This window comes from Paenibacillus sp. IHB B 3415 (assembly GCF_000802655.2).
Taxonomy (GTDB): Bacteria; Bacillota; Bacilli; order Paenibacillales; family Paenibacillaceae; genus Paenibacillus_AQ; species Paenibacillus_AQ phytohabitans.
Window position 1 is genome coordinate 50411 of sequence record NZ_JUEI01000002.1, and the last position, 23141, is coordinate 73551.

At 56.4% G+C, this 23141-nt stretch carries 4 protein-coding genes and 1 pseudogene; all 5 read left to right on the forward strand.

Annotation, left to right across the window (positions count from 1 at the left end):
* Positions 1-22 precede the first annotated feature (22 nt).
* Complete coding sequence (locus QW71_RS00900; protein WP_039291918.1) at positions 23-6442, forward strand: SDR family NAD(P)-dependent oxidoreductase; 6420 nt, start codon at positions 23-25, stop codon at positions 6440-6442.
* Complete coding sequence (locus QW71_RS37635) at positions 6435-8618, forward strand: beta-ketoacyl synthase N-terminal-like domain-containing protein (RefSeq protein WP_052769814.1); 2184 nt, start codon at positions 6435-6437, stop codon at positions 8616-8618. The genes QW71_RS00900 and QW71_RS37635 overlap by 8 nt, the downstream gene beginning before the upstream one ends.
* A 51-nt stretch (positions 8619-8669) precedes the next feature.
* Positions 8670-21044, forward strand: a complete 12375-nt coding sequence (locus tag QW71_RS36765; RefSeq protein WP_052769815.1) for an SDR family NAD(P)-dependent oxidoreductase — start codon at positions 8670-8672, stop codon at positions 21042-21044.
* On the forward strand, positions 21041-21613 hold the full coding sequence (locus tag QW71_RS00910) for an acyl carrier protein (RefSeq protein ID WP_039291921.1): 573 nt from the start codon (positions 21041-21043) through the stop codon (positions 21611-21613). The genes QW71_RS36765 and QW71_RS00910 overlap by 4 nt, the downstream gene beginning before the upstream one ends.
* 5 nt (positions 21614-21618) lie before the next feature.
* Positions 21619-23094 (forward strand): annotated as a pseudogene (locus tag QW71_RS42110) (type I polyketide synthase); the annotation flags it as partial.
* Positions 23095-23141 lie beyond the last annotated feature (47 nt).

Consider the following 23141-nt stretch of genomic DNA (forward strand, 5'->3'; position numbering starts at 1 on the left):
GAGAGCGGAGAGGTGTGCACGCATGGACGCTTTAAACGGTGTGAAGTTCAGTACAGTAATTAAAAACAGCAATTATATCGTCAGAGATCATCGGGTTCACGGTGTACGGATCATGCCGGGTGTGACGCTGCTTGACATGATCTACCGGTTCCTGCAGACCAAGGGCATCAACCTGCGGGATATTGAGCTGCGCAAGGTTCTGTTCAGCGAGCCGGTCTCCACCAGCGGACAATACGATAAAAAAATCCAAATCTCGTTCACCAAGAAAGCGGACGGATACGAGGTCGTGGCGCAGAGCCGGAAGATTAAGGAGCACGAGCTCCTGGACAGTACCTGGGATGAAAACCTGCGCTGTGAGCTGCATTTGTCCCCTGCGCGCACCGGCGAACGGAAATCAATTGACATTCAGCAGATTAAAAGTCTGAGCCATCGCGTGGAAGATATGGACCATGCCTACAGCTATGTACGGAGAATTGATATCCGCCATCTGGAATTTATGAAGGGTCTGGGGAAGCTGTATTACGGTGATCAGCGTATCCTGGCTGAGATTACCCTGGGCGAGCTGGCGAGGGAATATATGGACCAGTTCTACATGCACCCTTGTTATCTGGATGCGGCAACGCTGGTTCAGGGATTCGTCGTATTGCAGGAGCTGGATTTCTCCAGGGAGATTCAGGCTTCCATTCCGATGTTCATCGAATCCTTCCGTTCCTATGAACCGATGAAGGAGCAGATCTATGTCTATATCAAGGATGAGGGTTATCCGGATGGAGACATCAAGGATCTGATGTATTTCGATATCGAGGTGTATAACGGGCAAGGACAGGAGATTGCCAGCTTCAGACGCTGGGGTCTGAAGAAGATCCGCTCCAGGGATCTGATCAGCGGGCCTCAGAAGGTTCAATCTCCAGCTGCTTCCCCATTGGCTTCGCCCGCACCTGCTAAGCTGGAGCCGGTCCAAGTCAAAGCCCAAGCTCCGCTGGCCCGAAAAGGAGATCCAGCGGAAGAAGGTATGCGAAAGGCTGCCGTCACCGCTTATCTGAAGCGGCTGGTAAGCGGTCTGTCCGGAAGGGATGAGGCTGAGCTGCGGACCGATGAGGGCTTTTACAATCAAGGGCTGAACTCACAGCATTTGCTGGACATCGTCAAGCGGCTGGAAGAGAAGCTGGGAAGCCCCCTTTACCCAACGTTGCTGTTTGAATACGCCACGATGGAGGAGTTAAGCCAGTATATTCTCCAGGAGCATAGCGATTCGTTTTTTAGCTCTGATACAGTAGCAGGCGATGTTAACCAATCGGCCAAGCCGGAACCGTCCGCTGCGGCCATTCACGCCTATACCTCCGCTTGGATCAACGGCCCGCTAACACAGCTTAGCGAGTCAGGATACCCGGGGCAGCAGGAGCAGGTACTGGTCTTGTGTGGGCAGCAGGATGAGCTGCTGTCTCTGGCTGGAATGGAGGCAGGCAATCGCTACACCTTCGTGCTTCCGGGAGAGCAATTTGCCGCAGCAGAAGCCGGCATTTACCGCATGAACTTTAACCGCGAGGACGATTACAAGCAATTGGCAGATGAATTACAGGCAGCGGACCGCATGCCCACAGTTCTGGTCAACAGCCTGAATTGCGGCGGGCGGAAGCAGGGCGGTCTGCCGGAGTCCGAGCAGCAGGTGATCCCCATGTTCTACATCCTGCGGGAGCTGCTGAGAAGCAAAATTAAATCAGCAGTAAAGGTGCTGTATTTCTTCGATCAAGAGGGGGCTGCCGCTCATCCGGGCAATGCAGCGATGGAGGGATTTCTGCACTGCATCCAATCCGAAACGGATAAGGTGGCTTATAAATGTATCGGCCTGGATGCGGAGAACCGCAGGCAGCTCCGGACTATTTTCCATGATGAACTCTATAGGGGCTGGAACAGCGGGCGCCGTGTGGTGTATGAGCAGGACAAACGGAGAATACAGACCTACCGTAAGGCAGGACACGTAGCTGGCGGAGGTAAAACAGCCATTCGCAGCAATCAGGTCTACTTGATTACAGGCGGAGCCGGAGGCATCGGGCAGAAGCTGGCAGCTCATGTTCTGCAGCAAGGCGGGACAGCCATTCTCTGCGGCAGAGCTGCCAAGCTGCCGGAAGAGGCTGCAGCCGGGTTAGGCGCGCATAAGCGTCTGGATTATGTGGCTTGTGATGTAACGGACCGGACATCGGTGGAGCGCCTGTATGCTTTTGTGAAGGAGAAATATGGGAAATTGGACGGAATCTTTCACTGTGCGGGACTTACACGTGATTCGTTACTGGTGCATAAGCACAGTGATGAGCTGCGTCAGGTGCTGCGGGTGAAGGCGGAGGGTACGGCCAATCTCGATGAAGTGTTCAAGGGGGAGCCGCTCACGTTTTTTGCCGCTTTTTCCTCCGTGGCGGGAATTCTGGGCAATCCAAGCCAAAGTGATTATGCGTATGCCAATCTATATATGGACGCCTATATACAGCAAAGAGAACTCTGGAGAGCGCAGGGGCTGAGAAGCGGCAAATCCCTGTCCGTCAACTGGCCTCTCTGGCGCGAGGGCGGCATGAAAGGCGACGAACATACGGAGCTTGCGCTAAAACACAGATTTGGCATCACGCTCCTGGAGGCTTCCGCAGGGATAGAGGCGCTGGAATGGGCGCTGCAGCGGGAAGAAACCCTATTGCTCTTGGTTCCGGGGGAAGAAAGCAGGATTGACGCTGTCTTGGTCCGGGACGGGGAGTGGAATGAGGAGTTACATAAGGAAACGGCGGCTACACAGCCTGAGATGGCTCCGAATCCGATTACCCGTTCTGCCGGAGGTACAGAAGAGGATGACCTCGCGATTATAGGTATCAGCGGGAGATTTCCGGGTGCGGACAATCTGTCCGAGTATTGGGAGCTGCTCAAGGCAGGACGGGACGCCGTATCGGAGATCGATCCGCAGAGGTGGAGTCATGAGGAGCAGCAGCAGATTGCCCGGGAGAGCTGGGGCAAGGACAGCTCCCGGTGGGGCGGCTTCCTCCGCGATGTGGACAAGTTCGATTCACTGCTGTTCAATGTGGCACCTTATCAAGCCGTGCTGATGGACCCGCATGAGCGGGTGTTTCTGGAGCTGGCCTGGGAAGCATTCGAGGATGGCGGGTATATCCGGTCTGCGCTCAAAGGTCAAAAGGTAGGCGTATTCGCCGGAGCCATGTGGATGCAGTACCAGCTCTACAACACCAGCCGGCAGGTCTCAACTTCCACCCTCTCGTCGATTGCCAACCGGGTCTCATATTATTTTGGACTGACCGGACCTTCACTGGGCATTGATACCATGTGTTCCTCCTCGATGACGGCACTGCACATGGCCTGTCAAAGCGTGAAGAATCAGGATTGTGCCATGGCCCTGGTTGGAGGGGTGAATCTCTCCGTGCACCCGGATAAGTACCTTCTGTTGTCTCAGGGTAATTTTGCTTCCTCGGATGGCCGATGCCGCAGCTTCGGCGAAGGCGGAGATGGTTACGTGCCCGCCGAGGCAGCGGGCGCCATTCTGATCAAGCCGCTCAGGCAGGCGGAGCGGGATCATGACCGGATCTATGCAGTCATCAAAGGCAGCGCCATTAATCATGGCGGGGAGGCCAGCGGATTCACAGTTCCCAATCAACGTGCGCAGGAGGAAGCCGTGTCCGAAGCGATCCGCAGAAGCGGCATCGATGCAGGCACCATCAATTATATCGAAGCGCATGGCACGGGGACCTCGCTGGGCGATCCGATTGAGATCAAGGCGCTGATGAATGCTTTTGCTCCCCATAAGGACGAAGCCTTCAGCTGTGCCATCGGTTCGGTCAAGTCCAATATCGGCCATGCCGAAGCGGCTGCGGGCATATCCTCTATCGCCAAGGTGCTTCTGCAGATGCAGCACGGGCAGCTTGTGCCTTCAATTCATTCTGAACGAATTAACCCGCATATCCGGCTTGGCGATTCGGGCTTTTATATTCAGCAGAAGCTGGAGCCGTGGAAGCCGGTCACCCGTACCGCAAACGGGCGGACAACGGTATACCCGAGACGCGCCGGCGTTAGTGCCTTTGGTGCGGGAGGGTCCAATGCCCATGTCATTCTGGAGCAATATACAGGCAGCAGAAGCAGCGGGAATCAAGATCAGCAGAATGTTGATAATGATCCGTATATTTTCATATTATCCGCGCAGACCCCAGAACGGCTGCAGGCTTATGCCCGGCGGATGAAAGCTTTTATGGAACAAAGAACAACAGAGGGCCACGGTAGTCATAAGGACATGACAGCTGCCCTGCAGGAGGTCATTGCTCAAATGCTGGACCTTCCGGTCACCGGGATCGGACAGGATCACTCTCTGGAGGAGCTGGGCCTCGGGCCTGTTGAATTCATCCAGCTGTGTGACAGGCTCCTGGCGAGCTTTGGCATCCAGGCAAACGCTTCTGCCGTAAGTGGTGACTTAACAGTGGAAGAGCTCAGCAGTCAGTTTGTACACGGAGTTGCAGGTATGGAAGGGCATGAGGCTGCTGAAGTCAGAGCCGGGGCGGTGCAGGAACTGTCGTTGCCGGGGCTCAGCTATACACTTCAGGTAGCCCGGGAACCCATGAAGCACCGGCTGGCTGTCGTGTACCGTACACTCAGTGAACTGCTGGTGACGATCGGGGATTATTTGGAGCAGCGGGCATCCGCTCAACTGTTCACGTCAGAGGCAGGTGTGGCTGCACAAGGGCAGGCAAGCAAGGCACAAATGCAGAGCAATGTACAAATCCAGGCTAATCCGTATACGCTGCGCGATGCTGAACGTCTGGCCCAGGCATGGGCGGAAGGCGCAGCTATAGACTGGCGGACATTATACGGGAATGACGCACCTGAGCTTCTTTCGCTGCCGCATTATCCGTTTGCCCGTAAAAGCTATTGGATCGAGCCGATTAACCCTTCACAACTAATTACAACTATACAAGAGTATGCAGAACCCGCTCCAACTGCCGGATTCGCAGCGCCTGAAGCATTTCCGGCGTATGCGGGAAATGAAGTTATGCTGGAGCATGTGGAGGGCGGCGTCGCTATTATCCGGATTCAGGATGCCAAGCATAACAATACATTTACCCATGAGGTTATACAGGGGCTTACCCATTGCTTCCAGGCCGCACAGCAGGATGAGCAGATCAAGGCGATTGTGGTTACCGGGAATGACCGGATCTTCTCCATGGGCGGAACCCAGGAGCAGCTGCTGGATATTTCCGACTCCAAGTTGAGCTTTACAGATGCGCCGATTTTGTACAGGGGGATGCTGGAGTGCCCTATTCCTGTGATCTCTGCAATGGAAGGCCACGCTTCCGGCGGCGGCCTGCTGTTCGGACTGTATGCGGATATTGTGGTTATGGCTGAGGAGAGCTTGTATTCCGCTGCTTTTGCCAAATATGGCTTCACTCCGGGGATGGGCGCAACCTTCATTCTGGAGGACAAGCTGGGCAAGAATCTCGCTGTTGAGATGATGTTCACAGCCAAAATGTATTCCGGCGAACAGCTCAAAAGCAGATCTGCCTCTGTCATCTTCCGGGCAAAGGACAAGGTGCTGCAGGAGGCAGTGTCGGTTGCCCGGCTGATTGCCGAGAAGCCGAGGACCACGGTCAGTGTGCTGAAGCAGGAGCTGTCCAGCCGGGTGCTGGATTCATTACTGCAATGTGTGGAACGTGAGAATGAAATGCACCGGATTACCTTCACCACCTCAGAGGTCAAAGCAAAGATCCGCCACTTATACCGGGCCGCGGAACCAGTGGGGAATGAGCGGGAAGCTGTAACGGCAGCAATCCTGTCTGCACCTGAAGATAAAGGAAACAAGGCAACCCTGCTGACCGGGGGTATACATTCCGGTTTTACGGATCATGCCGGTTCAGCAGGTTTTGACAGTTCAACAGATCCTGCTGACTCCAGTCCTTCCATACACGTTGCAGGAGCCGAACGGCGCGTCAAGGACGAGCTAACCCGGATCATCGCTAACCGGATACAACTGGATGAAGCGGAACTGGACGAGGATATGAATTTCAAGGATATGGGTGTGGATTCCATCAGCGGCGTCGAGATTGTGCGTGACCTGGGCGAGAGCTTCGGCCTGCAGCTCGATACCATCGATATTTATGATTACTACACCCTTAACCTTCTGGCAGCGCATATCGGGCATAAGCTGGGACCCCTGTCCCAGGCTCCAGAAGCGGAAGTACCGGGAGTATTGGCAGTCTCGGGAACATCATCAGGCACAAGAGGGAGAGCAGCAGCCGGGGCTTCAGGAGGTCTTGCCGGATCAGGAGTAACTGAGTTATCCGCCAACTCTTCTGCCTCGTCGGTTAACCAGGAGGACCGTGATCTGCTGGAGCTGTTGTCCAGGCTGAACGAGGATGAGCTGGATGTGGATGAAGTAGCCCAGTTTTTGGAGGTGTACTATGAGTAACGGCGAGACGATCAAGGACATATTGCAGCAGATCAAAGACCATAAGCTGGAGGCCCGCGAAGGTCTGAGACGTATCCATGAGCTGAAGCAGCGGGGAGATGCGGTTTCCGGTGCAGAGCAGACCCTCTCTCCGGAAGCCGTGGAGCAGCAGGTCAAGGATGTGCTGTGCCGGGTAGTGAAGCTTCAGCCGGAGGAGCTGAGCCATGAGCTTTCTTTTAAGGAAATGGGCATTGATTCGATCAGCAGTGTGGAAATTGTCCGCGATCTGAATGAAGCGCTGCATATCCAGCTTGACGGCATCGTGCTCTATGATTATCCGACCATTCCCGAGCTGGCCCGGTATATGGTAGATGAGATTATGAAGAACAGCGGCACAATGCCGGTGAAGGGAATAAATGCCAATGCTGCGAATGCGAACCCGCAAGAGCAGATACACGAACCTGTCCAATCCCAACGCTTAAACCACAGATATGAATATATGAATGATCTAATCAATCAATTCTCGACAAACAAACCGGCAGCAGCGCCGTCCAAACCGAAAGCGCCATTTAAGGAGCCGATAAAAGCTTCTGAACCAGCCACAGTCTCGCCGCACGCCGCACGATCCCTGAAGCCACTAACCGGGCGTCAGGCCAAGGAGGAACAAGCACCTGCTGCGCAGGTTGCCTTTTCCGCTGGACAACCGGCCTCTGGAGCGCCCAAGCTGACACTGAAAACCGGCGCAGCCCCCATTGCTCCCGCAGCTTCAAGTACAGAGGCTACAGGTAAAATCAAACTGGGCTTTGCCGCCTCCCGCCCTGCGGAAGAACCGGTAAAGATCATGCCGGAAGCTCCACCCGGAGTTTCCGTTGACCAAGCCCCAGCCGCCGCGGCAGAAGGCATTGCGATTGTCGGGTTATCAGGCAGGTTTCCCGGTGCCGCTTCGGCAAGAGAGCTGTGGCGTAATCTCCGTGACGGCGTAGCCAGCACGGGTGAAATTCCCGCCAGCCGGTTCGACATTCAGGCATGGTATGACGAAGACCGGAAAGCGGATCAGAAGACCTATTGCACGGTTGCCGGACTGCTTGACCAAGTGGATGAATTCGATCCGTTGTTCTTCAATATTTCTCCTAAGGAAGCGGAGATTATGGACCCGCAGCAGCGGATTTTTCTGGAGGAGGCCTGGAAGGCGCTGGAGGATGCCGGATATTCCGACCAGGCGGTGCAGGATACCCGCTGCGGCGTATTTGTCGGCTGTGCACCAAGCGATTATACCAAGCATCTGGAAGCGAACCGTCTAAGCAATACCGCAGATGCGTTTACCGGAACTTCTTCGTCGATCCTGGCTGCGCGAATCTCATATTTTCTCAATCTGAAAGGCCCGAGCATTTCAATAGATACCGCCTGTTCCTCGTCGCTGGTTGCCGTACACCAGGCATGTGTCAGCCTCTGGAATGAGGAATGCGACATGGCGCTGGCCGGAGGTATCCGGCTGATGATTACCCCGGACAGCATGGTGCAGAGCAGCCAGATGGAGATTTTGTCAGCGCAGGGCGTATGCAGACCCTTCGATCAGGAAGCAGACGGAACCTTGCTGAGCGAGGGCGCAGGGGTCGTGGTGCTGAAGCCGCTGAAGCAGGCGCTGGAGAACAGGGATCATATCTATGGTGTAATCCGCGGCTCAGGTGTGAATCAGGACGGCCGGACCAATGGCATTACCGCACCGAGCGTGAACTCGCAGATTCAATTGGAGAAAAGGGTGTACGAGAAGTTCCGCATCGATCCGGCCGAGATCAACTATGTCGAAGCGCATGGAACAGGCACCGCTTTGGGTGATCCCATCGAAGTAAAGGCCCTGACCGAAGCGTTCCGCGAATTTACGCAGGACAGCCAGTATTGCGCGCTTGGGTCAGTCAAAGCCAATATCGGACATGCCACTATGGCCGCCGGTGTCGCCGGAATGATCAAAATCCTGCTGTCTCTGAAAAACAGACAAATCCCGCCGCTGATCCACTATAACCGGCTTAATGAGAAGATCCGGCTGGAAGGAAGCCCCTTCTACATCAACACCGAGCTGGTAGATTGGCCGGAGAACAAACGGGGCTCAAGAATGGCTGCAATCAGCGGGTTTGGCTTCAGTGGCACGAACTGCCATATCGTCATCGAAGAATACCGCAGGGGAAGCTTGGAGCTGTAAGAGCGGCCGAAATTCATACATTCATTAGGAAGAGAAGTGGAGGCTAAACAGATGAGTAATAATGGCATACATAGCGGCGAACGCCCTTTTTATCTGTTTCTCTTTTCAGCCAAGACCCGGGAGGGCCTGATTCGGAGACTTGCGGATCTAAAAGAGTGGATCAAGGAAGAGGCGGACGCCAGTACGGATATCGGAAATATCGCCTACACGTTATCCGTCGGCAGAAGCCACTTTCCCGAGCGGGCGGCCGTGATTGCCGTCGATCTGCAGGAGCTGGAAACGGAGCTGCTGAGCACCCTTGAGGCGCTTGCTGCGGATACGGGCAGTGCCTCCCGCGTGCTGCGGCGAAACCAGAACGGGCATGAGGATCAGCGCAGGCTGGACGCGATTGTGGGGAAAAGAATAGCTGACGGGACAAGCGGGGCTCCAGTCTCCCGGCAAGCGCTGGATGAGGCCGCAGGACTGTATATGGAAGGCTGCATTTGCAGCTGGAACGTCTTGTACAGCGATCGCCAATATAACAAAACACCGCTGCCTACTTATCCGTTTCAGAAACACAAGTATTGGCTGGAGCTGAACACGGCAGCGCCTTTAGCTGCAACAGGAGGCGCTGCGGTACAAGCGATAGGCCCGGTGCTGGATAGCAACCAGTCTACGGTGCATGAGCAGTGTTTTGCGAAAAAGCTGACCGGCGCAGAGTTCTACCTGAACGATCATATCGTATCCGGCCATAAGCTGCTTCCGGGTGTGGTTCAGCTGGAGATGGCTTTGTCTGCTGCTGCCGCTTCACTACCGGGTACAACGGTCCGCAGGATAACCGGTGTTGTCTGGGCTTACCCGATCCAACTGGAAGACGGCGAAGCCGCTAAGACTGTGCAGGTGCGCCTATATCCGGGGGAAGCGGAAGCTGAACTAGATTACGAGATTACAAGCCTGTCCGAAGGAAATACGGTCGTTCATAGCCAGGGAAGTATCAGTTATACAGCGGAAGAACCGTCCGGGAGTCTGCTGGACACTCTGGATATTACCGCGCTAAGCCAGGGGAAGACGCGCGTCAGCGGAACCCAAATCTATGACAAGTTCAGAAAACATCAGCTGCTGCTCGGCCCGTCCTTTCAGTCAATAACTGAAATGTTTGCCGGGGAGACAGAAGCGTTAGCTTTCATCGAACTGCCTGCACATTTGCGCGAAGGCTTCAAGGAATTTACGCTGCATCCCACCGTGGTTGACGGAGTACTGGAAGCAGTCATCGGGCTGGTCAGCTCTCAGGAAGAACTGGAGGATGCGGTGGCTCTGCCGTATTCTTTTGACAAGCTGGAAATCTTCGGAAGTCTGCCGGCGAACTGTGTATCCTATGTGAAAAAGCTGGAGTCCGCCAATACCGGCGGTGACCAGGAGTTCGACGTCGTGCTGGCCGACGGGCAGGGCCGGGTCCTGCTGAAGTTCACCCGCTTTGTACTGAAGGTCTTCCATCAGGGAAGACAGCAGAGCACGGAGGAGATGAGCTTTGCCTACGAGTGGAAGGAGAGCGGTACGTCCCTTCCGCAGCAGGATACTATTCAAGGCGATGTGCTCTTATTCACCGGGCAGTCCGAGCTATACAAGGAATTTGCCAAGGCTAATAATCATGCTGATTCAGGGCAGTTAACTATTGTAGAAGCCGGTGCTAAGTATCATCAGGACGGAGAAGCGCATTACCGGATCAACCCGGAGCAGCCGGCCGATTATTCCCGCTTGATTCGTGAATTGAAGAGCAGAGGCTGTACGCTGGAGACCATCGTGTATGAACAGCCGGAGGTCGCTCCTGCTTCTGCCGGGGCCGTTGCCGCCGCAGCTTATCTGCACCAGCTGTATCTGGCCCAGGCGCTGATGGCTGTCCAGGAAAACCGGCATACCCGGGTGATCCAGTTATGCAGGGGCGGGGAGAAAGAGGCTGTACCAACGGAGCTTGGAGCACTGAGAGGATTCAACAAAACGCTCAGGCTGGAGCATTCCAAGCTGCATTTCAGCACGCTGTTCACCGGACAGGCCAGCACGGAGGAGCTGTACCGGATGGTTGCCGCCGAGGTTCGCTCGGCTGACGATGAAGTGCTGTACCAGCAGGGAGGAAGATATGTTCATACACTCAAGGAGATCGCTCTGCCTGAGAAGGAAGCCGCGCGGGATATCCTCCGGCCACAGGGCGTGTACCTCATTACAGGCGGACTGGGCAAGCTGGGGCTGATTGTGGCGGAGCATCTTGCCGGTCAGGTTCAGGCCATGCTTGTGCTGATCGGCAGATCCGCACTTCAGCCGGGGCAGGAACAGCAAATCTCCCGTTTACAGAAGCTCGGGGCAGAAGTGCTGTACGTTCAGACGGATATTTCGCAGGAACAGGCAGCAGCAGCGGCTGTTGCCGAAGCAAGGAGCCGGTTCGGCAGCCTGCATGGCATCATTCATGCGGCGGGAGTCACCCGCGATGCACTTATCCAGGTGAAGGACGCGGAGCAGGCCGGCGAAGTGCTTGGGGCAAAGGTCCAGGGGCTGATCTATCTCGACCAGGCAACGCAGGAGGATAAGCTGGATTTCATAGCAGCATTCTCCTCAATAGCTGCGGTCACGGGAAATACTGGGCAGAGTGATTACGCGTATGCCAATGCTTTTATGGACGAATATATGTTGTCCCGACATGCCTTGGTGCGATCGGGTCACAGATACGGAAAATCCATCTCCATCAACTGGCAGCTCTGGAAAGACGGGGGGATGCAGGTGGAGGAACAGACTCTCTTGTTCTTCCGGAATACCGTGGGTCTGAAACCGCTGGAGACTGCGGCGGGACTGGGCTATTTCGAGGCAATCCTGAACGGGAATGTACCACAAATATTGCCGCTTCAGGCAAACCGCAAGAAAATCAGCGGCATTCTGGGCCTTGAATCAGCGGCTTCCGGTGCAGCTATAACCGGAGAAGGAGCCGGTCTCCGGGCAAATCTGGCGGCCGACTTACTGGAGCAGACTCAGCAAGCCATCACCGGAGTCATCAGCCGCTTGATGAAGCTGGATGAAGCTGTTATTCATCCCGATCAAGATTTGGGCGAATACGGTATGAGTTCCATTACGTTCACTGATGCCGCAGGTGCGGTCAATGATACGTTCCAGGTACGGATGACGCCGGCGGTCTTTTTTGAATATCCGACGGTCCGTGCATTATCTGCCCATCTGGCGGAGAGCTATCCGGACGAGTTGGTTGAATATTTCAGTCAAGGAGCCACGCAGGCAGCCCCAGCCGCTGTTGATTATGAACCGGTTAAGGCGGGGGCCTCCGGCACGAAGGCCCGACAAGGGTGGAAGGTTCCTCAGCCGGAGTCAGCCGGAGCCGTCAAACGCGAGCCGGTTGCCATTATCGGGATCAGTGGAGCTATGCCTGAGTCGAGGGATCTGGAGACATTCTGGGAGCAGCTGCGGCAGCAGAAGGATCTGATCTCGGAGATTCCCGGCGACCGTTGGGATATTCAGGAACTGAACCGGCTGAAGGGCCGCGGCCCGGACAAGCCGATCTCCGGCTGGGGCGGCTTCATGAAGGACGTCGACAAGTTTGACCCGGGCTTCTTCGGCATTAACCCGCGTGAAGCCGATCTGATGGACCCGCAGCAGCGGATATTCCTGGAAACCGTGTGGTCTACCCTTGAGGATGCCGGATATAAGGCTTCGGCGCTGTCAGGCAAGAAGGTGGGGCTGTTCGTCGGGGTCTCTACGAATGATTACAGCACTCTTCTGCAGGACAACGACATCGAAATTGAAGCTTATTCTTCCACAGGCAGCTCTCACTGCGTACTCGCCAACCGGATTTCTTACCTGCTCAATTTCCGCGGCCCGAGCGAGCCGATTGATACGGCCTGCTCCAGCTCTCTGGTGGCCGTGCACCGGGCGGTGGAGAGTATTCAGAACGGCGACTGCGAACAGGCGATTGCCGGCGGTGTGAACGTGATTGCCGCACCAACCCTGCACATCTCCTTCAGCCGGGCAGGCATGCTGTCACCGGACGGACGCTGCAAAACCTTCGATCAAAGCGCTAACGGCTATGTGCGCGGAGAAGGTGCAGGAGCTGTTCTACTCAAGCCGTTAAGCCAGGCCGAAGCGGACGGGGATTATATTTATGCGGTCATCAAAGGAACAGCGATCAACCATGGCGGCAAGGTCAGCTCGCTGACGGTGCCGAATCCGAAGGCACAGGCAGAGGTGCTGGTGGAAGCCTATGATAAAGCCGGCATTTCCCCGGATACCATCGGTTATATCGAAGCGCATGGCACCGGTACCAGCCTGGGTGACCCGGTGGAGATCAATGCGCTGAAAAGTGCTTTTAAAGAGCTGTATCACAGACGCGGAATCCCGGTGAGCCGGGAGCAGTACTGCGGACTGGGTGCGGTCAAGACCAATATCGGCCACCTGGAGGCCGCCGCAGGCATTGCCGGAATCCTGAAGGTTGTGCTGGCGATGAAGCATAAGACCTTGCCGGGCAACGTTCACTTTAACCAGCTGAATCCGTATATCGAGCTTGAGCATTCGCCTTTTTATATCGTGGAGAAGACGCAGGAATGGACAGCGCTTGAAGGTGTGCCAAGACGGGCAGGGGTCAGCTCCTTTGGCTTCGGCGGAGTCAACGCCCATGTGGTATTGGAGGATTATACGCCTGCAGCCGCAATGGATTCTTCCGGTTCTGGTTCCGGGCAATCCGGGGAGTCGGGGCAGGGCAACGTGATCATCCTGTCCGCCAAGACCAAGCCCCAGCTTCAGCAAAAAGTGCAGCAGCTTCTCAGCTACCTGACGCTTCATGGTGATAAGGAAGAGCTTACGCTGCATAACATCGCCTTCACGCTGCAGACAGGAAGAGAAGAAATGGCGGAGCGGATGGCTTTTGCCGCCGCCGGCAAGGAGGAGCTGGTGAACATTCTGCGCAGCTGCCTCGCCGGGCCGGAACAAGCCTATGCAGTGTGCTACGGTCAGGTATCCGCACAGCCTGCGGCTGCACCATCGCTGTCCGCCAAAGCCGGAGACCGGTTATCGGCGCAGCCGGTTACAGCCTTGGAGCTTTCGGAGCTGCCTGAACACTGGACCTCCGGAGAGGCCGTGGACTGGAGCCGCCTGTATGTGAACCGGAAGGGCAGACGCATTCCGCTGCCGGTGTATCCTTTTGCCAGAGAAATCTGCTGGGTCCGTAAAAATACACGCCGTATCACTCCCAAGCTGTCTTCCGCAGAAACGGCTGCCGCCGTACTCCATCCGATGGTTGACAGCAATGTCTCCACTATGGAAGAGGAGAAATTCCGAACGGTGCTGCGGCTGGATCAGTTTTTTGTGAAGGATCACGTGGTCGGCGGGAAGGTTCTTCTGCCTGGTGTAGCCTATCTGGAAATGGTACGAGCCGCCGCCGCCCTGGCCGGAATCACCCCGGTTACGGGGCTGAAGAACGTCAGATGGATCAAGGCGGTTGAGCTGGAGGAAGATCGGAAGGAAATTTACACCTCTTTCGGGCTTGTTGAATCAGGAGAGCTGGAGTACCGGGTGTTCAGCGAAGCCGGGGATCAGCGCATTCTGCATTCCTCGGGGATTATTTTGCGGGAGACGCCGGCTTCCGCCCAAACGCTGGAGATTGGGAAGATCAAGGAGAGAAGTACATCCACCTTCGATCATGCACAGTGTTATGACCATATCTTCAAGGGCGTCGGCTTCGATTATGGCCCTGCTTTCCGGGTGACGAAGACTGCTTACTGCTCTGTAGAGGAAGGCTTGTCCGAAATTTCTCTGCCGGAGCATCTTGAGGCGGATTACGCCGACTATGTGCTGCATCCGTCGATCATCGACGGTGCGGTGCGGTCGCTCTCCTGGGCAGGAAGCCGCAGCGATGAGGACTTGACGCTCCGGGTGCCGTTCGCCCTGGACCGTATGGAGCTGGTCGGTGAGGTTCCCCGGCAGTGCTACGCCTATGCGAAGCCCGCAGAGGGGGCAACCGGCACGGATAATGAGGGAACGCGGAAGTATGATATCCGGATTACCGACATGGAAGGCCAAGAGGTTGTGCGGCTGTTCGGTTTCTCGATCAAGCAGTACGCCACAGCCAAAGGAGCCGCACCCGGGCAAGCTGCCGGTTTATCGCTGTATGCGCCGGAATGGGTAGAGGCTGCTCTGCCGCAGGAAACCGCTGCGCTGTCCTCTATTATAGTGTTCGGCTCAGCGGCTTTGGCCGATTCTATCCGGGAGCAGGCTACGCAGCAAGGCTTGGCGCCAGACCGCTGCATTCAGGTTCAGGCCGGGGCCGGATATGCCCGGATGAGCAGCACAGAGTATGTGATCAACCCGGGACAGGCAGCGGATTACCTCCGGTTACTGGAAGCTTTGAGCACTCAAGGCGTGGAGCTACAGCATATTGTGCATGGCTGGAATGTGAATGCCGATGCCGGTGCCGGGGTTGGGGCTGCGCTGGAAGATACGGGAAGTCTGCAAGAAGGGCTGGCGGAATTTCTTGAGGCGCAAATGGATCAAGGGCTGTATTCACTGCTGCATCTCTTGCAGGCGGTGGCCGCTTCGAAACCAAAGTCCAGAATCAGATGCTTATATGCCTATGACAGTGCAGAACATGTGCTGTCGCCGCTGAATGAAATGGCTGCCGGATTGGCCCATTCGATCTCTGCCGATCATCCGTTGTTCCAACTGAGTCTTGTTCAGCTAAATGCAGAGGCACCGGCAGAAGCCGCAGAGCGGTTGGTCCAAGAATTACTGCCGCCGCAGCTTGCCAGCGGTACAGAAATCAGATACGACGGCGGAGCACGTTATCTGCGGAAGCTCCTTCCGCAGCCTATGCTTCACCAGGCCGAAGAATCCAGGTTCATCAGAGGCGGTGTCTATATTATTACCGGCGGCACCGGAGTACTCGGCATGCTGGTGGCGGCTGAACTGGCCGCTACGGTTCAAGCCAGGCTGGTGCTGGCCGGAAGGCAGCCGGTGGATGCGGCCATTCAGGCGAAGCTGGAGCATTTGGCGGGTCTTGGCGCAGAAGCGGTCTACCTTCAGGCCGATATTGCCGACATGGGCGGCGCAGTCCGGTTAATCGGACAAGCCAAAGCTCGCTTCGGCGGGATTAACGGCATCCTTCATTGTGCCGGAATCGGCGAGACGGTAAAGGCAGCGGAGAGCAGCAAAGCAGGCTTTGCCCGCATTCTCGGCCCCAAAGTCAGCGGGACCCTGAATCTGGATCTGGCCAGCAAGGCTGAAGCGCTGGATTTGTTCATCCTGTTCTCGTCCACCTCTGCACAGATCGGGGATATGGGAGCGGGCAGCTATGCGGCTGCCAATAGCTTCATGGACCGCTTTGCCGTCTATCGTGACCGTCTTGCCGCACAGCATCAGCGGCAGGGCAAGACCGTATCCATCAACTGGCCGCTCTGGCAGGATGGAAGATATCAGGTTGCCGCAGCCCAGCAGCAGGTGCTGGCCGATTATTACGGCATGCACCTGCTGGACAGCAGAGCAGGGCTGAATATCCTGGAGGCTGTGCTGAAAGAGGATGCCGTGCAGGCCTTCGTCGGCTACGGCGATCCGAACAAAATCGCCCGGGCGCTCGGTATAAGCGGAGCTGTTCAAGCTGGTCAGGCGGACACAGCGGCGCAGTCAGCAAGCAGCACCGTTGACAGCGGGGAACTGCTGGTACGGACGCAGGCTTATCTTGTCAGCCTGCTTGCCAAGACTCTGGGCATCTCCAGGGACCGGATCGGCCAGGCTTCGCCGCTGGATGCCTTTGGTCTGGATTCGATCATGATTCTGGAGCTGAATGAGTCGCTCCAGCGCGATTTCAGCGGACTGCCGACCACATTATTTTACGAATATAACACGGTAGAATCGCTTGCCGGTTACTTCACCGGGCATTACGGAGCACAGCTTGCTTCCCTATTGAAGCTTGAGCAGCCGCAGAACCCGGAGGCGGTGAAGCCGCCGGTAAACTTGTCGGTAAATCCGCAGGGCGGACGCTTCCTGCCGAAGGCAGGGGAGGCAGTACCGCCGGTAAGAAACGCGGTGAACAACGGCGGTATGGATATTGCGGTTATCGGCATGGATGGCAGATTCCCGATGGCGGGCAATATCTCCGAGCTGTGGGACAACCTGAGAGAAGGCCGGGACTGTATTACCGAAATTCCCGCTGACCGCTGGGATTACACGCGGGACTACGATGCGGAGAAGGGCAAGAAGGGCAAAATCTACACCAAATACGGCGGTTTTATCGACGATGTGGACAAATTCGATCCGTTATTCTTCCAAATGACACCGCGCGATGCCCAGTTGACGGACCCGCAGGAACGGTTGTTTCTGGAATGCGCCTACCACACCGTCGAGGATGCCGGATACACCAGGGAGAAGCTCGCCCGCTCCAAGGTCGGAGTTTTTGTCGGCGTCATGTATGGCCATTATCAGCTTATCGGCACGGAAGGCTACGCCTCAGGCAATCTGGTAGCGCCTAACTCGTCCTTCGCATCCATCGCCAACAGGGTGTCGTACTTGTTCAACTTCCAGGGGCCGAGCATGGCGGTTGATACCATGTGCTCCTCCTCGCTGACCGCGATTCATCTGGCCTGCGAGAGTATCCGCAGCGGTGAGAGCGAGGCTGCGCTTGCCGGAGGCGTCAATGTGACGATCCACCGCAACAAATACGTGTTCCTGTGCAGCCAGCGCTTCGCCTCGAGCGAAGGCAAATGCCGGGCCTTCGGCGAAGGCGGAGACGGTTATGTGGCCAGTGAAGGCGTGGGGGCAATTCTGCTCAAGCCGCTCAGCAAGGCCATAGAAGACGGAGATCATATCTACGGAGTCATCAAGGGCACGGCAGTGAATTCCGGCGGCAAAACCAGCGGCTACACCGTGCCGAATCCGGGTGCCCAGGCTGCAGCTATTGCCGAGGCCCTCCGCAAGTCGGGCGTACATCCCAGAACAATCACCAGTCTCGAAGCGCATGGCACCGGGACCTCCCTGGGCGACCCGATTGAAATTGCCGGACTGTCCAAGGCGTTCGGCCAGTACACGGACGAGAAGCAGTTCTGCTCGATTAGCTCGGTCAAATCGAATATCGGACACCTGGAATCTGCCGCCGGGATTGCCTCAGTAGCCAAGGTCATGCTGCAGATGAAGCACCGGATGCTCGCACCGTCGATTCATACGGAGGAACTGAACAGCGGCATCCGTTTCGAGGATACGCCGTTCTATGTGCAGCGCAGCCTGGACCGCTGGGAGCAAGCTCCGGGCAGCGGAGAGATGCGCAGAGCCGGCATCAGCTCCTTCGGGGCAGGCGGAGCCAACGTGCACCTGATTGCCGAAGAATACGTACCGGCGCAGGCCGCTGCAGAAATCGCCGGAAGCAAGCTAATCGTATTGTCTGCCAAGAACCGGGAACGTCTCATGGAGAAGATTCATGAGCTGCACCGTTTCCTGGAAGCACCGCTTCCGGGAGAATACACACTGGCAAATATCGCCTACACGCTGAGCACAGGCCGGGAGGAAATGGAGGAACGGCTGGCTTTTGCCGCCTCGACACTGGATGAACTGAAGTCAGCCCTGCAAGCTATTGCGGCAGGTGTTGTCCAAGACGGGGTACACCAAGGAAATTCGGCGGCGGCGCTAACGAACGGAGCCGCGATTCTCGGGAATGACCCCGAGGATATCGCTTATATCGCCGCGCTGGCCCGCAAGAATCAGCTGGAACGGATCGCGAAGCTATGGGTCCTCGGCACGCCGATTGACTGGAGTCTGCTCTTTGCAGGCTATAAACCGCAGAAGGTTTCCCTGCCGCTGTATCCTTTTGCCAGAGAAAGATATTGGCTGGAGAACACGGGAAGCGGCAGCACGGGAACAGCTGTAACTGCAGCGAACGGACAAGCGGGGAACGGGCTAATGCCTGAAGGGCGGCTCTCCCTGCACCCGCTGCATCCGCTGGTGGATGTCAATATCTCCACACTGCGCGAGCAGCGGTTCCGCAAGCGTCTCTCTGTGGAGCAGTTCTACCTGCGGGATCATATCGTTGCGGAGCAGATGCTGCTGCCCGGGGTCGCTTACATTGAGATGGCCAGAGCTGCAGGTGAAATCGCTGCCGAAGCCACGGTCAGCGCGGTCCGGGACATTGTCTGGCTGAAGCCGGTGGTGATGACAGAGGATTCCATGGACCTGGATATCGTTCTGGAGCCTGAAGGGGAGGCCGTGCATTATGAAATCTTCAGTAATGCCCGGAGCGGCAAGGTTGTACATTCCAGAGGCGTTCTGGAATTCGCTGAGGTGCCTGCATCCCGGAGAAGCCGGAGTCTGGACCTGGATGGAATCAAGGGCCGCTGCCCGGGCCGCAAGGATAAATACGAATGCTACCAGCATGTATTCAAAGGAATTGGCTTCGATTACGGTCCTTCCTTCCAGGTGACAGAAGAGGTGCTGAGCGGGAAGGAAGAGACGCTGGCCCGCTTGTCCCTGAACGAGGCCTACAGAGCCGCATTGCCTGAATTTGTACTTCACCCGGCGTTATTCGACGGGGCGGTACGCTCGGTGGCCGCAGGCAGGGATGAAGCAGGCAGAGCCACGCACATTCCGTTCTCGATGGGGAACATCGGGATATTCGCACCGATTCCTGCCGACTGCTATGTGTACACCCGGGTGAAGGAGCAGCCGGGAGAGAACAACCAGGGACTGAACATTTTTGATATTGCCATTCTCGACCTGGACGGCCATGAAGTGGTCAGAATCGAGGATTTCATCGTCCGGCCGTTTGCCGGTAAGCCGGAAGGCCGTCGCCCGGAGGAGGAGATATTCTACTATACTCCGGTCTATGAGAATGAGGCGCTTGTCCCGGTAATGGGCACAGAGCGGCGGAATGTTCTGATCTTTGGCGAACCGGCAGGCGGCGGGGGCAACGGTGATAAGGATGCCACTCATCCGCCGCTGCACATGATGCCAAGCGGAGCAGGCGGCTGCGTCTGGATTACACCGCATACGGAATACCGGCCACGTCAGGGAAATCATATGGCGATTAACCCGCAGAGGGAAGCGGATTATGTGAGACTGCTGCAGGAGCTGCGGGAGAGCAGCTTTGACGCCACCCATGTCCTGCATCAGTGGGCAGGAGCGGCAGCGCCGCTGCCGCTGACTGCGCTAAGTGATGACACGATCCAGCCTGTGCTGACACAGATGCTGGAGAACGGCGTATTTTCCGTCGTCTCACTGTTCAAAGCCTTCGTCCAGGTATACGGACAGCAGCCGCTGAAGCTGCTGTTCATCTACCGGACAGACCAGGGAGCCTTCTCGGCTCCTCATGAACTGCTTGCCAGCTTCGCGAAGTCGATTGTAACGCTGCACCATAAGTTCCAGATTGCCAGCGTATCGGCGGATGACCATACAATCAACGGTGCGGGCTTCCAGGAAAGACTTTATCAGGAGCTGTTCTCTTCAGAGAACACAGGTCATGCGGATATCCGTTATACCGGAGGACAGCGGCAGGTGCGGAAGATCAGACTGCTGGAGCATGGCGGCAGGAAGACGGCTGCTGCATCCCCCGTGACTTTTAAAGAGAACGGTGTGTATCTGATTCCGGGCGGTACAGGCGCGCTGGGCATGATTTTTGCCAGATATCTTGCCCGCACTTACCGGGCCACCGTTATTTGCACCGGCAGACAGCCGGCAAGTGAGCGGACGGATGTCTTCATGGCGGAGCTGGAGCGGCTTGGAGGAGAGGGACGTTATCTTCAAGGCGATATCGCAAGCGCCGGGGATGTGAAGAAGATCATGGGCATCATCAAGAACGAGTTCGGCGTGCTTGACGGCATCATCCACTGTGCAGGCCAGGGCGGATCAGTACCAGTAACAGAAGCGGACCGCGCGGCAGGCCGGGAGATCATGAATTCCAAGGTACAAGGCTTGATCCACCTGGATCTGTTCAGTACGGATTTTGATCTCGGTTTTCTGATCCTCTTTTCCTCCATTTCGGTGGAGCTGGGTGATCTGGGCGTCGGTTATTATGCCATGGCCAACAGCTTCATGGACCGTTATGCACGGCTCAGAAATGAATCAGTGTCACAAGGGAAGCGCAAGGGCCAGACGATTTCGGTCAATTGGCCGCTGTGGAAGGATGGGGGATTTGAAATTCCCGAGAGCGAGTCGGCATTCTATTCCAGCTACCTGGGCATGAGCATGATGGATGAAGATACGGGCATCCGGGCTTTTGAAGCCGTCTGCCAGGCGGGCAGCGGCAATATCATAGTTGCTGCGGGGAACAAGCCCAAGATTGATCATGCGTTCAAGCTGGAAAAAAACACACCGGTGCAAGAAGTTCCGCTAGAGGACAAGGAGGCCATTGTTGACCTGCTGACCCGGCTGCAGGCCGGAGAGATGAGCGAAGCGGAAGTGGAACAGTGGATGGGGGGCCTACGATGAGTGACGCAAACCTGGAAATGGGCAGAATTCTGGAGCAGATCAAGCGGGGAGAGATAGACCCCGAGCAGGGCTATACGCTGATCCGTCAGCTGAAAAGCCAGCCCGCAGTGCCAGCAGACACCAAGCGGACAACCGGATCAAAAGCAGAGGCACAGGGAGGCCAGGGGCTGCATGACTATGCTGTCCAGTATTTGAAGGGGCTGCTCTCGCAGGTCATTGGTCTGGAGACAGACCGGATCAATGCGGGGCAGAGCCTTGAGGAGTACGGGGTGGATTCGGTGGCGATTATGGAGATCAACTCGCTGCTGGACAAGGATTTCCCGAATCTTCCGAAGACGTTGATGTTCGAATACGGTAACTTGGCTGAGCTTGCCGGGTATTTTGTACAGAATCAGCGGGAGCTGCTGGAAGGGCAGGCCGGGTATCGGCAGACCCGCGAGAATCACCAGGCAGCTAAGCCCGCCGTACCGGCGGCCCCCAGGCAGCTAAGCCCGCCGTACCGGCGGCAGACCTTGCACCGGTCCAGAAGAAGACTGATGAACCTTCGAAGAAATACAGATCCTTCGTGACGCCCGGCAAGAGCCGGGACCAGGGAGATGAGCAGGCTCATCCGGCAAAGGACGAGGGGATTGCGATCATTGGCATCAGCGGCGCTTTTCCGGGTGCCCGCAATCTGGATGAATTCTGGAATAATCTGAAGAACGGTGTGGACTGCATTTCCGAGATTCCGCCACAGCGGTGGGATCACAGCCGATTCTACGATCCGGAGAAAGGCAAGAAAGGCAAAGTGTACAGCAAATGGGGCGGTTTTATCGACGAATATAACTGCTTTGATCCGCTGTTTTTTCAGCTGACGCCAAGGGATGCGGAGCAGCTAGACCCGCAGGAACGCCTTTTCCTGGAGAGTGCACACAGCGCTATTGAGGATGGCGGCTATACCCGGCAATCCCTGTGGAACAGTAAGACAGGTGTGTTCGTCGGTGTCATGTACGGCCACTATCAATTGTACGGAGCGGAGGAGACCGCCAAAGGAAATACCCTGACACTCAGCTCGTCGTATGCCTCCATCGCCAACCGGGTGTCCTATTTCTTTAATTGGAACGGGCCCAGCATTGCGCTGGATACGATGTGTTCCTCGTCGCTTACCGCGCTGCATCTCGCCTGTGAGAGCATTTACCGGGGAGACAGCGAGATTGCGATCGCGGGGGGAGTGAATGTCACCATTCACCCGGATAAGTATCTGTTCCTCTGCAATCAGCGGTTCGCCTCGAGTGAAGGCAAATGCCGCGCCTTCGGCAGCGGCGGAGACGGGTATGTGCCCGGCGAAGGGGTGGGTGCACTGCTGCTGAAGCCGCTCGCCAAAGCAATGGAGGACGGAGACAACATCTATGGGGTGATCCGGGGAACCTCGATTAACCATGGCGGCAAGACGAACGGCTACACCGTTCCCAATCCGAATGCGCAGTCGAATATTATCGCGGAGGCGCTGCGCAAATCGGGCGTCCATCCACGGCATATCAGCTATATGGAGGCACATGGAACGGGAACCGCGCTCGGTGATCCGATAGAGATCAGCGGCTTGACCAAAGCCTTCAGAACCCGGACGGCAGATAACCAGTACTGCGCGATCGGCTCGGTCAAAAGCAATGTCGGTCATCTGGAATCAGCGGCCGGGGTGGTCTCCATCATTAAGGTGCTGCTGCAAATGAAGCATAAGCAGCTTGTACCCTCGCTCCATTCCGAGGTGCTGAATCCGAATATTAACTTTGCGGAGACCCCTTTCTATGTTCAGCGCCGCCTGGAAGAGTGGAAGCCTGCCGTTATTGAAGAGGGGGGCGTGTCCAGGGAATGCCCGCGTTACGCGGCGGTAAGCTCATTCGGCGCAGGCGGCACGAACGTGCATGTCATCCTGGAGGAATACAAGGGGAAGCCTGAAAGTGTCTTGTCCGCACCGCACATTGACCGCGGCTGCGGGCCGTACATCTTTATTTTATCCGCCAAAAACAAGGACCGGCTGAACGCTTATGCCAAGCATGTCCTTGATTACATTGATCTGCACACGGTTTGGCAGGGAAATGCGCGGGAAGAGATCAGCAG

Bases quoted from the DNA above. Each gene is read 5' to 3' on its own strand.
- QW71_RS00900 (WP_039291918.1), top strand. From the start codon at position 23: ATGGACGCTTTAAACGGTGTGAAGTTCAGTACAGTAATTAAAAACAGC.
- QW71_RS37635 (WP_052769814.1), top strand. From the start codon at position 6,435: ATGAGTAACGGCGAGACGATCAAGGACATATTGCAGCAGATCAAAGAC.
- QW71_RS36765 (WP_052769815.1), top strand. From the start codon at position 8,670: ATGAGTAATAATGGCATACATAGCGGCGAACGCCCTTTTTATCTGTTT.
- QW71_RS00910 (WP_039291921.1), top strand. From the start codon at position 21,041: ATGAGTGACGCAAACCTGGAAATGGGCAGAATTCTGGAGCAGATCAAG.